The sequence below is a fragment of the Marivivens sp. ABH4_498 genome (genome assembly GCF_056160585.1).
Window position 1 is genome coordinate 240717 of record NZ_JBSWXL010000002.1, and the last position, 13850, is coordinate 254566.

Genomic DNA, 13850 nt, shown 5'->3' on the forward strand with positions numbered 1-13850 from the left:
GTTAGCGACGAAAGTAGAAAGATATCCCGTTGCGGGCATATGGCATGAAACGATAGATGGTTGGGGCGCTAACGGAGAAATAATATGTCAAAGGCAAAGGTCACACGCGAAGACGCGTTGGCATTCCACATGGAACCAAACCCAGGGAAGTTCGAAATCACCGCAACTGTCCCGATGACAACACAGCGTGATTTGTCGCTGGCCTATTCGCCAGGTGTGGCGGTTCCGTGCGAAGAAATCGCAGCAAAACCAGAAACCGCATATGACTACACGACCAAGGGCAACCTTGTGGCTGTGATTTCGAACGGCACAGCTGTTCTGGGTCTGGGTAACTTAGGTGCGCTGGCGTCCAAGCCTGTGATGGAAGGTAAGTCGGTTCTGTTCAAACGCTTTGCCGACGTGAACTCGATCGATATCGAATTGGATACCGAAGACCCCGATGCATTCTGCAACGCTGTGCGTCTGATGGGCCCGACCTTTGGCGGTATCAACCTAGAAGACATCAAAGCGCCCGAATGTTTCATTATTGAACAGCGCCTGAAAGAAGAGATGGATATCCCTGTCTTTCACGACGACCAGCACGGCACCGCCGTTATCTGCGCCGCTGGTCTGATCAATGCGCTGCATATTTCGGGCAAAAAGATCGAAGACTGTAAAATCGTTCTGAACGGCGCTGGCGCTGCGGGTATCGCGTGTCTGGAACTGGTCAAAGCGATGGGCGCGCAGCACGACAACTGCATCATGTGCGACACCAAAGGCGTGATCTATCAGGGCCGTACCGAAGGCATGAACCAGTGGAAATCGGCGCATGCCGCTGTCACTGATGCCCGCACACTGGCCGAAGCGATGAAAGACGCCGACGTATTCTTGGGCGTATCGGCCAAAGGCGCGGTAACGCAGGATATGGTTGCATCCATGGCGCCGAACCCCGTGATTTTCGCAATGGCGAACCCTGATCCAGAAATCACCCCGGAAGAGGCGCACGCCGTCCGCGAAGACGCCATCGTTGCCACGGGCCGTTCGGATTACCCGAACCAGGTGAACAACGTTCTGGGTTTCCCATATCTGTTCCGCGGCGCGCTGGACATCAACGCGCGTGCGATCAACGACGATATGAAAATCGCTTGTGCGAACGCGCTGGCCGAACTGGCGCGCGAAGACGTTCCAGACGAAGTTGCCATGGCTTACGGCAAAAAACTGTCGTTCGGTCGTGACTACATCATCCCAACGCCGTTTGACCCGCGTTTGATTTACACCATCCCGCCAGCGGTGGCGAAGGCAGGTATGGACACCGGCGTTGCCCGTCGTCCGATCGTTGATATGGATGCCTACGAGGTTTCGCTGAAATCCCGCATGGACCCAACCGCGAACATCCTACGCGGTCTGTTCAACCGTGCTCGCGCGGCCCAAGCGACCATCGTCTTTGCCGAAGGCGACGATCCTCGCGTTCTGCGCGCTGCGGTTCAGTACCAGCGCAGCGGTCTGGGCAAAGCTTTGGTCATCGGCCGCGAAAAAGAGGTCGCCGATCTGCTGACCCAAGAAGGCATGGCAGACGCCGTTGAAGAGATCGAAGTCGTCAACGCCCGCAACACTGCGCATTTGGATCAGTACAAGGAATTCCTGTACCAGCGCCTACAGCGCAAAGGTTTCGACCGCAGCGACATCAACCGTCTGGCATCGCGTGACCGCCACGTATTCGGCGCGCTGATGGTGGCGCATGGTCACGGTGACGGTCTGGTCACAGGCGCGACCCGTAAATCCGCCCACGTGCTAGAGGCCATCAACCACGTGTTTGACGCATCCCCGAAATCGGGCGCTGTTGGAGTGTCGGCCGTATTGAACAAAGGCCGCATCGTTTTGATCGCGGATACTTTGGTTCACGAATGGCCGGACCAAGAAGATTTGGCAGACATCGCAGAACGCGGTGCCGCAGTTGCCAAAGATTTGGGTCTGGATCCTCGCGTGGCGTTCGTTTCGTTCTCGACCTTTGGGTATCCGATTTCGGAACGTGCGGAAAAAATGCACATCGCACCAAAGGTTCTGGACGAACGCGGCGTTGATTTCGAATACGAAGGCGAAATGACCGTCGATGTGGCGCTGAACCCCAAAGCAGCCGAACATTATCCGTTCAGCCGTCTGACTGGCCCAGCCAATGTTTTGGTTGTACCAGCCCGCCATTCGGCTTCTATTTCTGTGAAACTAATGCAGGAAATGGGCGGCGCAACCGTGATTGGCCCTATCTTGGCCGGTGTTGATAAACCGATCCAGATCTGTTCAACCGTGTCGACTGTGAACGACATTATGAACATGGCCGTGCTTGCAGCCTGTAACGTGGGATAAAACTATGGCGGTATGGAATCTGGGATCGATCAACACGGACATCATCGTTTCCGTACCGCATATTCCCGCCCCAGGCGAAACCTTGGCGTCCACGGGGCGCCAAGTGTTTTTGGGGGGCAAAGGCGCCAATATGTCCGTTGCTGCAGCGCGGGCAGGGGCGCATGTCCGTCACATCGGTGCAGTGACAGCGGATACCCGTTGGACCCGTGACCGTTTGATGGAATACGGCGTGGACACGCGCCACATCGCGGAAATCGACTGCGATCCGGCCCAAGCGTTCATCATGGTCGCGGCTGATGGCGAAAACGCGATTGTCCTGCAACCGGGTGCGAACGCGCAAATTTCCAGCGACCAAATCAAATCCGCCCTATCCGAAGCCGCCGTTGGTGATTGGATCGTCACGCAAAATGAAACCAACGGTCAGGCAGAGGCGCTAAAGCTGGGCAAGGAAATGGGGCTCAAGGTGGCGTATGCCGCTGCGCCATTTGATGCGGATGCTGTGTCTGCCGTGCTGCCGTTTGTCGATTTCCTGATCTTGAATGAAATCGAAATGGCGCAATTGACCGATGCGCTGGGCAAAGAGGCCGCAGATCTGGGCATCGAAACCGTCATAATCACCATGGGCGGCAAAGGCTCTGTTCTGGTGCAAAACGGCGAACGCATCGAAATCCCAGCGATAAACGTGAAACCAGTGGATACCACTGGCGCGGGCGACACGTTCACGGGCTATGTTCTGGCTTGCCTTGATCGCGGAATGCCCGTTCAGCAGGCCATGCAGGTCGCAACCAAAGCGGGCGCGCTGATGGTCACCCGTCAAGGCACCGCAGATGTCATCCCTGATCTGGCAGAGGTTCAGGCGTTTACGGCTTGATGCCGAATGCGTGATCGTTTGTGATCGCTGCGGTGTTATCTCTTTTGGATAGGGTCGCGTACTTCTTAGTGTAACAACAAACACAGGGAGTGTTTCACATGACTATCAAATCTATCATCGCTGCTATTGGCCTGACCGCAACTGCATCCGCTGCGCTGGCCGCAGGGCACGCGATGGCGCCGAGCGTCACCGCAACGGATCAGGACGTATCGGGCGGCACTGTGACCGCTGACGCTGTGATTGCACCTGCAAACGGTTGGATGGTTGTGCACCGCACCGACGCCGAAATGAAACCAGGCCCTGTCGTTGGCTATGCGCCGCTGCGCCACGGTGAAAACATGGATGTGACTGCAATCCTGCAAGAGGACGTCGCAGCAGGCGAAATGCTGATGCTGATGGTTCACGGCGAAGACGGCGGCATGACCACCGGCGGTTTCGAATACAGCTTGGGCGCAACCGAAGACGGCCCAATCCGGGTGGACGGCAATCTGGTGATGACGGTTGTGACAGCGCAATAATTCACGCATTGCGTGCAAAGTATTATGTTAAGGGTCGGTTCCTACCGGCCCTTTTCTTTTGTCTAATCGATGACCTAGCCGCCTAGGGAATCGAAAATCCTGTGGATAAGTCCGCCATTTCGGCGCAACTGTCTGAATTTAAATTAGTTTTGCCAGTTGCATGGCAACCGCTGGATTGCCCGAAATTTTCAGTTTTCCCATCGCCAGCCCCGTCATCGGGTTCAATTTACCCTTGAGCAGCTTTTCCAAATTGGCGGTAGAGATTTTGATGGTGCAATCGGCATCGGGGTTGTCGGTTGATACGCCGTTCGGCCCGATCGCAACGCTGCCGTCATCGCCGCAGTCAAATTTCAGGACGTTGGACAATTCTTTGCCCTCTAGTCCGCGTTTCAACATGTCTACGATGTCTGAAAAAGTCATGGCCGCCCCCTATATCTGCCTTACGGCTAGGGGACGGCCATCAATCAATCAATCGAAACGCTGCGTCAGCCTTTGACGCGGGCGTTACGTGCTGCCAACAATTTCAGGCGCAGCGCGTTCAGCTGGATGAAACCTGCTGCGTCTTTCTGGTCGTATGCACCTGCGTCGTCTTCGAAAGTGACGTGCGCTTCGGAATACAGGGAATGATCGGACCAGCGGCCAACAGTGTTCACCGAACCCTTGTACAGTTTCAGGCGAACGGTGCCTGTTACGTGCTCTTGGGATTTGTCGATCGCGGCTTGCAGCATCTCACGCTCTGGCGAATACCAGAAACCGTTGTAGATCAGTTCGGCGTAACGAGGCATCAGGCTGTCTTTCAAATGGCCTGCGCCCGAATCCAGAGTGATCTGTTCGATACCGCGGTGTGCCTCTAGCAAGATGGTGCCGCCAGGGGTTTCGTAGATGCCGCGCGATTTCATACCGACGAAACGGTTTTCAACGAAATCCAAACGACCGATGCCGTGCTTGCGGCCGTATTCGTTCAGCTGAGTCAGGATGGTTGCAGGCGACATTGCTTCGCCGTTGATCGCAACTGCATCGCCTTTTTCAAAGGTGACTTCGATGAATTCTGGGGTGTCTGGTGCGTCTTCTGGGTGAACGGTGCGCTGGAACACGTAGTCCGGTGCCATATCGGCCGGATCTTCCAGAACTTTACCTTCGGACGACGTGTGCAGCAGGTTCGCATCAACCGAGAAAGGCGCTTCGCCGCGTTTGTCTTTGGCGATTGGAATCTGGTTCTGTTCTGCGAATTCCAGCAGTTTGGTACGCGACGACAGATCCCATTCACGCCAAGGCGCGATCACTTTGATGTCTGGGTTCAGGGCATAGCAGGCCAGTTCGAAACGAACCTGATCGTTGCCTTTGCCGGTCGCGCCGTGTGCCACAGCGTCAGCGCCGGTTTCACGTGCGATTTCAACCAGACGTTTGGAAATCAAAGGACGCGCGATCGAGGTACCCAGCAGGTACAGGCCTTCGTAGACGGCGTTGGCGCGGAACATCGGGAAAACGAAATCGCGAACGAATTCTTCGCGGATGTCTTCGATATAAATGTTTTCCGATTTGATGCCCAGCATCTCTGCTTTAGCTCGTGCTGGTTCCAGCTCTTCGCCTTGGCCCAAGTCAGCGGTAAAGGTGACAACCTCGCAACCGTATTCGGTTTGCAGCCATTTCAGGATGATCGAGGTATCCAGTCCGCCCGAATAGGCAAGGACCACTTTCTTTGGTGCAGACATCTGGCGCTCCTTTGTGAATATCCAAGGCGCGATACCTGTTTTTCATGTGGCAAGCAAGGGTAGCCCATTGACCAATCGCCCGTATTCATGGCCTTTTGGCGGAAATTTGGATTAGGAGTTTCATCGTGGCTTGGAAAATTGTCCTTCACGCGTTTCGCATGATTTTTGGCAACATTGGCGACGCGCTAAAGGTGTCGGTTGGACCGATGTTGATTTTCGTGTTGCTGGCGCTTGTTCTTGGCGGCGTTGCGAACGTGTCGTTTACGTCAATCGACCCGATGCAGTCCGTTGAAAACGCATCTGCGGGCGCCTTGTTCGTTTCCGTTTTGATTCTGTGCGCCGCAGCGATATTTATTTTTGCGTGGATCGCTGTCGCATGGCACCGGTTCATTTTGCTAGAAGAATATCCAGGTGTTTTACCAGCGTTGGCGGATCGCCCGATTGGGAATTATGTCGCGAAATCCATCGTAATCGCATTGATCTTGATTTTGATCGGCGCAGCGGCTGGAATGGTCGTCATGATGCTGCTGTCGATGGGCGGGTTGTTCCTGTTGTCGATGGGCATGGGTTTGGTGATGTTGCTGATCAACTTCCTTGGTTTGCGTTTCGGCCTGATCCTTCCTGCCGCCGCCGTTGGACAAAATATGTCGATTGGCCAATCCATGGAAAAAACCAAATCGGCCTCGGGCCAAATTCTAGGCGTAACGACCATTTTGATCGCCCTGAATTTCGCCTCTACCTTGATTGTGGGCATGTTCTATGAATTTGCGACCATTATCGCGTTCGTTTTGGATATCGCGACCAACTGGTTGTTTATCATGGTCAACGTTAGCGTCCTGACAACGCTATACGGGATGCTGATCGAAGGCCGCGAATTGGCGGACTAAAGCAGGCTTTGCACAAATGCACGGTCGCCCACGCTGGCGATCGTGACGGCCGCCTGATTGGCTGGCATCCAAACTGGGGTATGGTCAGGCTCTAACGGGTCTGACACCTGCATGATCGGGCGCGCCATATACATGTGGCAGATCTTTTCAGCCCATTTGTCATAATCCGGCATATAGCAGAACCGACGATAGGCGCCCAGTTTGCGCGGTGCGGCGATGGTCCAACCGGTTTCTTCCATCACTTCGCGGTGCAAGGCCGCAATGGGGTGTTCGCCTGCATCAATACCGCCGCCGGGCAGTTGGAATTCAGGGTTATCGCCGTCTTGCAGTGTGACCAGCAATTGATTTCCGCGCGGCAAAATCACGTAAACGCCGGGGCGCGCTGTGTATTGAATGCCCGCCTTAACTGGTTCACCATATCGTTTCATAACGAAATACCCCTTGGACCTGCCACTGATGCGCTTATATGGACACGATATGCCAAATCGCGCCAAGTAAGGAAAGCCTATGAACCTCGGCAGTCAAATCGCATGGGATGATACTGTCCTCCCGTTTCAGCTGGATGCATCGGACGTGCGCGGCCGCGTGGCCCGTTTGGACGGTGTGTTGGATCAGGTGCTGTCGCAGCACGACTATCCCGCCCAGATCGAAGCATTGGTTGCGGAAATGGCATTGCTGACCGCGCTGATCGGTCAGACGATGAAATTACGCTGGAAACTGTCGTTGCAGGTTCGCGGTGACGGTCCTGCACGCCTGATTGCGACCGATTACTACGCCCCACAAAAAGAGGGCGATATCGCCCGTATTCGTGCCTATGCGTCGTTCGATGACGCCCGTCTGGATGCATCGAAACCAGCGTTCGACATGATCGGCAAAGGTTATTTTGCAATCCTGATCGACCAAGGCCAAGGCATGACGCCGTATCAGGGTATCACGCCCATTGCAGGCGGATCGCTGTCGAAATGTGCGGAAACCTATTTCGCGCAGTCCGAACAGCTGCCGACGCGGTTTGAACTGTCCTTTGGTAAATCCACACTGGCGGGTCAGGCCGAAAGCTGGCGCGCGGGCGGCGTGATGTTGCAACACATGCCCAAAGCATCGCCTTTCGCTTCCGGCGAAGGCGGATCGGGCGAGGCTGGCCTGCTGGCCGCCAACGATCTGCTGGACGAAGACGAAGGTGAAAACTGGAACCGCGCGAACATCCTGCTGGATTCCGTGGACGATTTGGAATTGATCGGCCCATCGGTGCAGCCGACCGAACTGTTGGTCCGTCTGTTCCACGAAGAACAGCCGCGCGTCTATGATCCGCAGTCGGTGAAATTCGGCTGTTCCTGTTCCGCTGACCGCGTCCGCGAAAGCCTGTCGATCTATTCGGCCAAAGACATCGCGCATATGACCACGGACGAAGGTATCGTAACCGCCGATTGCCAATTCTGCGGCGCGCATTACGAATTCGACCCCAAAACTCTGGGGTTTGAAGCATCGGTAAAACCGGATGACGCCGAATAATTCGATAGAACAACTATTGATCTCTGCCCTTGCCAAAAAGGGCGGAGATTCTTCGGATTTTGATCTGAATCCAGACACTAAACTGCCTGAAAACCGCGTTTTGAAACCTGCAGCAGTGCTGGTCGCGTTTCACGAAGACGGGCGGTTGCTGCTGACCAAACGGTCAGCGCGGCTGAAACACCATCCAGGCCAGATCGCGTTTCCAGGGGGTAAATTGGAACAGGGCGAAACACTGGAACAGGCCGCCCTACGCGAAGCCCAAGAAGAGGTCGGTCTGCCGCCCGAACAGGTCGATATTCTGGGCCTTTTGCCGCCGCATGAAACGGTGACCAGCTATATCGCGACCCCTGTTGTGGCGATGATCCGTGGGGATTTCGAACACCGCCCCGAGCATGGCGAAGTGGCTGAAATTTTCACTGTCCCGTTCGATCATATCGCAGACCCCGCCAATTTCCGCATCGAAGGCCGCCGTTGGCAGGGCCGAAAGCGGTATTATTACGTGGCTCCATTCGGGCCATATTACATTTGGGGCGCAACAGCGCGGATGCTGCGCGGGCTTGCGGGGCGGTTATGCGACTGACGGCGGATTGGTTGACCAGCGCCGCATCTCAGGCGGTTTGTGCGGCTTTGGCAGATGGCGGGTTTCAGGCCTATTTTGTCGGCGGATGTGTGCGGAATGCGCTGATTGATGCGCCGGTATCTGATCTGGATATCTGCACCGACGCGCGGCCAGAACAGACCCTAAAACAGGCAAAACAGGCTGGATTAAAGGCAATTCCCACAGGTATCGACCACGGCACCATTACGATCATTTCGGATGGCATCCCGTTTGAGGTGACAACGTTCCGCCGCGATGTGGAAACCGATGGGCGTCACGCCACAGTCGCCTTTTCTGACACAAAAGAAGAGGACGCGCAACGCCGCGATTTCACCATGAACGCGCTGTATTGCGACGCGGCGGGGCAGGTGTTTGATCCCGTCGGCGGACTGCCTGACCTTGAACGTCGGCACGTGCGATTTATCGGTGATCCCGATGCCCGCATCCAAGAGGATTACCTGCGTATCCTGCGGTTTTTCCGTTTCACCGCATGGTATGGCGATGACGCGCTGGGCATTGATGCCGACGGGCTGGCGGCCTGTGCGATGCATAGCGATGGTTTGGCGCAAATTTCGGCGGAACGCATTGGATCAGAGATGCGTAAACTGTTGTCTGCGCCCGACCCGTCCGTTGCGGTTTCCGCAATGCAGGCGAGCGGTGTCTTAGCGGCTGTGTTGCCCGGTGCGTCTGCTGCCGCATTACCTGTGTTGGTTCACATTGAAGCGGGGGAAACGGTAAACCCGATCCGCCGTTTTGCTGTGATGGGCGGTGAAAATGTGCCTGACCGTCTACGGTTTTCAAATGCCGAACGCAAAGAATTCGACGCAATTCTCGCTGGATTAGAGACTGATTTGACAGAAATGGGGTATCGGTTCAAAGAAACGTGCCTTGATAGCTATCTGGTGCGGCAAGCGTTAATGGGACAGCCGGTTGTCCAATCCGAAATTGACCAAATCAAACACGCCAGCCGTCAGGTGTTTCCAGTGCGTGCCGTTGATCTTATGCCAGCCTATTCCGGCGCGGCATTGGGGGTAAAGCTGAAAGAGCTAGAGCAGGCGTGGATCAATTCTGGCTTTTCGCTCACGAAATCGCAATTGTGCGACGGGTAGCGTTTACCACCGCGTTAAAGGGCCTATAGTCAGGATCATTAGGCCCGATTGGGCAAACGCCTTTTAGCCGATATTCATTGAATATTCCGCCACCGACGTTGCATTTTTCGACGAATTGCAGGGAATATTATGACCATAGTTTCGCGGATCCAGACTTGGGTCGATACGTTGATTGATCCTTTTGCCCCAGCGGACGGTGCGCCCCCCAGACGTTTGTTCGCCTTTGGCCGTTGGGCCGTTTCCGGAGCCGAGAAGGCAATCCTATTGGCCGTGACCACAGCATTTTTGGTCGGCTTGATCGAATTGGCGTCGGCTGCCTTTGCGGGGTGGGTGGTTGGTGCGGCGTCCAGTGCGCAGTCAGAGGGGTTTTGGCGCCCCTTTGCGGGCATAATTGCTATCGGTTTGGTGTTTTTCCTGATCCTTCGGCCCGTTATTCTAACAGCGGATGCCGCGACCAATTCTGTCCTGCTGCACCCAAATTTGTTTCCCCTGATCATTAGCCGCCTAAACCGATACGCGTTGGGGCATTCGATGCAATATTTCGAAAACGACTTTGCCGGGCGGATTAGCCAGAAAACAATGCAGGTCGCGCGGTCTTTGACGGATATTATCGTCGAAACCGCTGATGTTGTTGTGTTCGCCCTGGCGATGTTTGTTGGTGCGCTGATTTTGATGGGCGGGATCGATGCGCGTTTGTTGTTGGGCTTTGCCATTTGGGGTGCGCTATATGCCGTCGCGCTGTGGTTTTTCATTCCGCGCGTCATGAAAAAATCCAAACAACGGGCGGGTGCGCGGACGGTGGTGTCTGGGCAGTTGGTGGATACGCTCTCCAACATCGCGACCGTGAAATTATTCGCCCACCACAAATACGAAGACCGCGCCGCTTTGGACGCGTTAGACACGTTTCGCACCCGCGCTACAGAGTTTGGATATCTGGTCGGTGCCTTTCGGATGACCTTGGTGACTTTGGGCGGAATTCTACCCATCGTGTCGATCTTGGGCAGTTTGTATTTATGGTCCATCGGTCAGGCCACGGTGGGTGATATCACGGTGACGGCGATGATCGGGTCACGGCTTAGCATGCTGACCAATCGGTTGGGGTTCACCGCCGTTTCGATTTTTTCCAACATAGGCGAAGTCGAAGACGGCATGCAGACCTTGGCCAAGCCGCACGATGTGTTGGACCGGCCTGATGCGATCGACGATTTCGATGGCAAAGGCGCGATCATCTATGATCAGGTCGGGTTTTCCTATGGCGGGGAAATTACCGCGATCCACGATCTGAACCTGACTATCGGCAAGGGCGAAAAACTGGCCGTGGTCGGGGCATCTGGTGCGGGCAAATCAACGTTCGTGTCGTTGCTTTTGCGGCTATATGACGTGGAACAGGGTCGAATTGCGATCAATGGTCATGACATCCGCGACCTGACCCAAGAGGCTTTGCGCCGTCAAATTTCGGTCGTGCGGCAGGAAACCGCGATGTTTAACCGTTCGGCGTTGGACAACATCCGCTATGGCCGCCCAGACGCCACCAACGAAGAAGTCGTTGCTGCCGCAAAATTGGCAGCCGCAGACGATTTCATCCAGAACCTGCGCGATTTCAAAGGTCGGTCTGGCTATGACGCGTTTTTGGGGGAACGCGGCGTGAAATTGTCGGGCGGTCAACGTCAACGGATCGCGCTGGCCCGCGCGATTTTGAAAGATGCTCCGATATTGATATTGGACGAAGCCACATCAGCGCTGGATTCAGAGGTAGAGGCCGAAATCCAAACCAGTCTGGATCATGTCATGGACGGCAAAACAGTGATCGCAATCGCGCACCGTTTGTCGACGATCGCGCGGATGGATCGGATCATTGTGATGGAAAAAGGCCACATCGCAGAGATCGGAACCCATTCCGAGTTATTGGCGAAACAAGGCATCTACGCGGGTTTCTGGGCGCGTCAATCGGGTGGATTTTTGGGGGCAGAGTGATTGCGCCCATTGACTGATCGCGCCCAGTTGCTAATCACCGCTGCATGAAAATTGAATCCATTACACATTTGGGTCTGGGGCGCGCGGACGATGGTACTTTGGTGCCGCGTGTTTTGCCCGGAGAAGAAGTCGAGCTGACAGCCGATGGCGTGCGGGTTTTATCCCCGTCGGCGGAACGGATCGCTCCTGTCTGTCGTCATTTCAAGGCGTGTGGGGGCTGCGCGATGCAGCACGCATCAGAACCATTTGTGGCGCAATGGAAAACGGGCATCGTCACGCGTGCATTGGCAGCCCAAGGGATCGACGCACAGGTCGAGGCGGTCGATACTTCGCCTGCGAATTCGCGTCGCCGCGCCAAATTGTCTGGTCGCCGAACCAAGAAAAGCGCCCTGGTCGGGTTCCACGCACGCGCGTCGGATACAATCGTAGAGATCCCCGATTGCCAGCTGTTGACGCCTGCTATTTTGAAAACGGTGCCTGCATTGGTCGAATTGACCCGTATGGCCGCCAGCCGCAAAGGCGAAATCGGTTTGACCGTGACCGACAGCATCGATGGCGCCGATGTTCATATTTCAACATCGGTTGAATTGACGGAACAGTTGCGCGTTGATTTGGCGGCTTGGGCAAATGAATACGATATTGCGCGGCTGGTTTGGGGTGATGAACCCGTTGTGACTTTGCGACCGCCACGCCAGAAATTTGGCGACGCGCGGATTGTGCCGCCACCCGGCGCGTTCCTTCAGGCGACCAAAGAAGGCGAAACCGCGTTGCAATCGGCTGTTCAGGCGATTGTGGGCAACGCTGCACGTGTGGTTGATCTGTTTGCGGGTTCGGGCACTTTTTCGTTCCCAGCGGCGAAAACGGCAGACGTTCACGCGGTCGAAGGCGACAAGGTAATGATGGCGGCATTGGACCGTGCATGGCGCGATACCCAAGGTTTGCACACCATCACGACCGAAGCGCGCGATCTGTTCCGTCGTCCGTTGTTGCCCGACGAGTTGAATGAATTTGATGCTGCGATCATCGATCCACCCCGCGCCGGAGCCGAAGCACAGATCGCGGAAATCGCGGCGTCAAACCTGAAAACGGTGGCAATGGTATCGTGCAATCCCGTCACATTCGCACGGGACGCGAAAACGTTGATTGATGCTGGATTCGCGATCAGCGCGCTACGCACGGTTGATCAATTCCGCTGGTCGCCCCACACCGAAGTTGTGGCAGCCTTTGTTCGTTCAAAAATGTGATCAGCAGCCTTCTAGCGACGCATAAGCAAATCGTTTATACTGTGGATAAAATAGCGAAAAGCTAGAGGCAGTGAGCAATGTTTACGCGGCGCAGTTTTATCCTGGCCTTGGGCGCAGGACTGGCGGGGTGCACGTCACCACGTTTCAAAACCTATGATGGTCCCGACGTCACAGGCATTTATGTCAGTAAATCCCAACGGCGTTTGTATCTGATGAACAACGATTCCGTTTTGGCGGATTTCGCGATGAAATTGGGGTTTGCGCCACAAGGTCACAAACAATTCGAAGGCGACGGACGGACGCCCGAAGGACTGTATGTGATTGACCGTCATAACCCGAACAGCGCATTTCACCTGTCGATCGGCATTTCATATCCCAACGCGCAGGATCGTGCTTTCGCGTGGTCGCAAGGGCGGTCGCCGGGCGGGGATATTTTCATCCACGGTACGCCCGCAGATGTCGACGCGAATACGGATTGGACCGCGGGGTGTATCGCGGTCCATAATCATGAAATCGAAGATATTTTTGCGATGGTGAAAACCGGCACGCCGATTTTGATCGTGGCTTAGGCCGACTGACCCAGCACCATCGTCCACCATATTTTGCCGTTGGGTTCTTGGAACCATGCGAAACCCAAATCGGTGGCGTCGGCGTCCATGATCACGGCGCGTGTATCCGTTTGGCTGACCCAAGCGGTGAGGGTTTGCAGCTCTGTTTCGAATGTTTCGGAAATCGCTTCGCCCAAAATGCGGCCTTCGTATCCGACGCGGCGACCGCGATCCAAAGGCGAAGATCCGTCAGATCCAAAATGCCACGGGCGGTTCTGCAGCGACATGTCGCGCGAATGCGTCGCAGCCGCAGCGTTCAGGCGTGCGTTCAATTGTACGGGGCGCAGGCCAGCGCTTTGGCGCAGGGCGTTGACGCCGTCCAGAACGCGGAACTGGATTGCGCCTTCGTCTGCAGGGTCAATCATATAGATGCGGACACCATTTGGCGCCGTGGCAACGGGGGCAGCTGCACAAGCTGACAAACCCAAGGCACCCAAACCAAACACAACACTGCGACGATTCATTGCGAACTCCATTCTG

The 13850-nt window shown here is 55.4% G+C and carries 14 protein-coding genes; 10 read left to right on the top strand and 4 right to left on the bottom strand.

Going from position 1 to position 13850, the window contains the following annotated elements; all coding sequences use genetic code 11:
• Positions 1–84: 84 nt before the first annotated feature.
• The 3 genes from ACXAGA_RS05210 to ACXAGA_RS05220 all read left to right on the top strand — a co-directional run bounded on the left by ACXAGA_RS05210 (position 85) and on the right by ACXAGA_RS05220 (position 3729).
• Positions 85–2340, top strand: coding sequence for an NADP-dependent malic enzyme (locus ACXAGA_RS05210; protein ID WP_475116464.1), 2256 nt, complete (start codon positions 85–87; stop codon positions 2338–2340).
• Positions 2341–2344: 4 nt separating this feature from the next.
• Entirely contained in the window at positions 2345–3211 is an 867-nt protein-coding gene (locus ACXAGA_RS05215) for a ribokinase (RefSeq protein WP_475116465.1), read from the top strand.
• Between the two features lie 104 nt (positions 3212–3315).
• On the top strand, positions 3316–3729 hold the full coding sequence (locus ACXAGA_RS05220) for a DUF7282 domain-containing protein (protein ID WP_475116817.1): 414 nt from the start codon (positions 3316–3318) through the stop codon (positions 3727–3729).
• A 138-nt stretch (positions 3730–3867) separates the two neighbouring features.
• Here the strand turns inward: ACXAGA_RS05220 and ACXAGA_RS05225 are convergent, their stop codons facing one another.
• Together ACXAGA_RS05225 and ACXAGA_RS05230 are read right to left on the bottom strand one after the other, a co-directional pair.
• On the bottom strand, positions 3868–4149 hold the full coding sequence (locus tag ACXAGA_RS05225; RefSeq protein WP_475116466.1) for an SCP2 sterol-binding domain-containing protein: 282 nt from the start codon (positions 4147–4149) through the stop codon (positions 3868–3870).
• Between the two features lie 65 nt (positions 4150–4214).
• A complete protein-coding gene (locus ACXAGA_RS05230) occupies positions 4215–5441 on the bottom strand; it encodes an argininosuccinate synthase (protein WP_475116467.1) in 1227 nt (408 codons plus the stop codon).
• Positions 5442–5566: 125 nt separating this feature from the next.
• Here ACXAGA_RS05230 and ACXAGA_RS05235 point away from each other — a divergent pair, with 125 nt between their 5' ends.
• Positions 5567–6328, top strand: a complete 762-nt coding sequence (locus tag ACXAGA_RS05235) for a hypothetical protein (RefSeq protein WP_475116468.1) — start codon at positions 5567–5569, stop codon at positions 6326–6328.
• On the opposite strand, the gene ACXAGA_RS05240 is transcribed toward ACXAGA_RS05235, so the two are convergent.
• Complete coding sequence (locus ACXAGA_RS05240; protein ID WP_475116469.1) at positions 6325–6756, bottom strand: NUDIX hydrolase; 432 nt, start codon at positions 6754–6756, stop codon at positions 6325–6327. The genes ACXAGA_RS05235 and ACXAGA_RS05240 overlap by 4 nt on opposite strands.
• Before the next feature lie 79 nt (positions 6757–6835).
• Here ACXAGA_RS05240 and hslO point away from each other — a divergent pair, with 79 nt between their 5' ends.
• From hslO to ACXAGA_RS05270, 6 genes are all read left to right on the top strand, one after another.
• Positions 6836–7837, top strand: a complete 1002-nt coding sequence (gene hslO, locus ACXAGA_RS05245) for an Hsp33 family molecular chaperone HslO (protein ID WP_475116470.1) — start codon at positions 6836–6838, stop codon at positions 7835–7837.
• Positions 7824–8417 carry an NUDIX hydrolase gene (locus ACXAGA_RS05250; protein WP_475116471.1) on the top strand — a complete coding sequence of 198 codons (594 nt, stop codon included), beginning with the start codon at positions 7824–7826 and terminating at the stop codon, positions 8415–8417. The genes hslO and ACXAGA_RS05250 overlap by 14 nt, the downstream gene beginning before the upstream one ends.
• Positions 8408–9544 carry a CCA tRNA nucleotidyltransferase gene (locus tag ACXAGA_RS05255; RefSeq protein WP_475116472.1) on the top strand — a complete coding sequence of 379 codons (1137 nt, stop codon included), beginning with the start codon at positions 8408–8410 and terminating at the stop codon, positions 9542–9544. Before ACXAGA_RS05250 ends, ACXAGA_RS05255 begins: the two co-directional genes overlap by 10 nt.
• Positions 9545–9673: 129 nt before the next feature.
• Positions 9674–11518 carry an ABC transporter ATP-binding protein gene (locus ACXAGA_RS05260; protein ID WP_475116473.1) on the top strand — a complete coding sequence of 615 codons (1845 nt, stop codon included), beginning with the start codon at positions 9674–9676 and terminating at the stop codon, positions 11516–11518.
• Between the two features lie 44 nt (positions 11519–11562).
• On the top strand, positions 11563–12762 hold the full coding sequence (locus ACXAGA_RS05265; RefSeq protein ID WP_475116474.1) for a class I SAM-dependent RNA methyltransferase: 1200 nt from the start codon (positions 11563–11565) through the stop codon (positions 12760–12762).
• Between the two features lie 77 nt (positions 12763–12839).
• Positions 12840–13331 (top strand): L,D-transpeptidase family protein, encoded by a 492-nt coding sequence (locus ACXAGA_RS05270; RefSeq protein WP_475116475.1) that lies wholly within the window; start codon positions 12840–12842, stop codon positions 13329–13331.
• Here the strand turns inward: ACXAGA_RS05270 and dalA are convergent.
• Positions 13328–13834: a divisome-associated lipoprotein DalA gene (dalA, locus tag ACXAGA_RS05275; RefSeq protein WP_475116476.1), complete on the bottom strand. Its 507-nt coding sequence runs from the start codon at positions 13832–13834 to the stop codon at positions 13328–13330. The two genes, ACXAGA_RS05270 and dalA, sit on opposite strands and share 4 nt — an antisense overlap.
• Between the last annotated feature and the right edge of the window lie 16 nt (positions 13835–13850).

Excerpts from the sequence above, each read along its gene's own strand:
- ACXAGA_RS05210 (WP_475116464.1), top strand. The coding sequence starts at position 85 with ATGTCAAAGGCAAAGGTCACACGCGAAGACGCGTTGGCATTCCACATG.
- ACXAGA_RS05215 (WP_475116465.1), top strand. The coding sequence starts at position 2,345 with ATGGCGGTATGGAATCTGGGATCGATCAACACGGACATCATCGTTTCC.
- ACXAGA_RS05225 (WP_475116466.1), bottom strand. The coding sequence starts at position 4,149 with ATGACTTTTTCAGACATCGTAGACATGTTGAAACGCGGACTAGAGGGC.
- ACXAGA_RS05230 (WP_475116467.1), bottom strand. The coding sequence starts at position 5,441 with ATGTCTGCACCAAAGAAAGTGGTCCTTGCCTATTCGGGCGGACTGGAT.
- ACXAGA_RS05240 (WP_475116469.1), bottom strand. The coding sequence starts at position 6,756 with ATGAAACGATATGGTGAACCAGTTAAGGCGGGCATTCAATACACAGCG.
- hslO (WP_475116470.1), top strand. The coding sequence starts at position 6,836 with ATGAACCTCGGCAGTCAAATCGCATGGGATGATACTGTCCTCCCGTTT.
- ACXAGA_RS05250 (WP_475116471.1), top strand. The coding sequence starts at position 7,824 with ATGACGCCGAATAATTCGATAGAACAACTATTGATCTCTGCCCTTGCC.
- ACXAGA_RS05255 (WP_475116472.1), top strand. The coding sequence starts at position 8,408 with ATGCGACTGACGGCGGATTGGTTGACCAGCGCCGCATCTCAGGCGGTT.
- ACXAGA_RS05260 (WP_475116473.1), top strand. The coding sequence starts at position 9,674 with ATGACCATAGTTTCGCGGATCCAGACTTGGGTCGATACGTTGATTGAT.
- ACXAGA_RS05265 (WP_475116474.1), top strand. The coding sequence starts at position 11,563 with ATGAAAATTGAATCCATTACACATTTGGGTCTGGGGCGCGCGGACGAT.
- ACXAGA_RS05270 (WP_475116475.1), top strand. The coding sequence starts at position 12,840 with ATGTTTACGCGGCGCAGTTTTATCCTGGCCTTGGGCGCAGGACTGGCG.
- dalA (WP_475116476.1), bottom strand. The coding sequence starts at position 13,834 with ATGAATCGTCGCAGTGTTGTGTTTGGTTTGGGTGCCTTGGGTTTGTCA.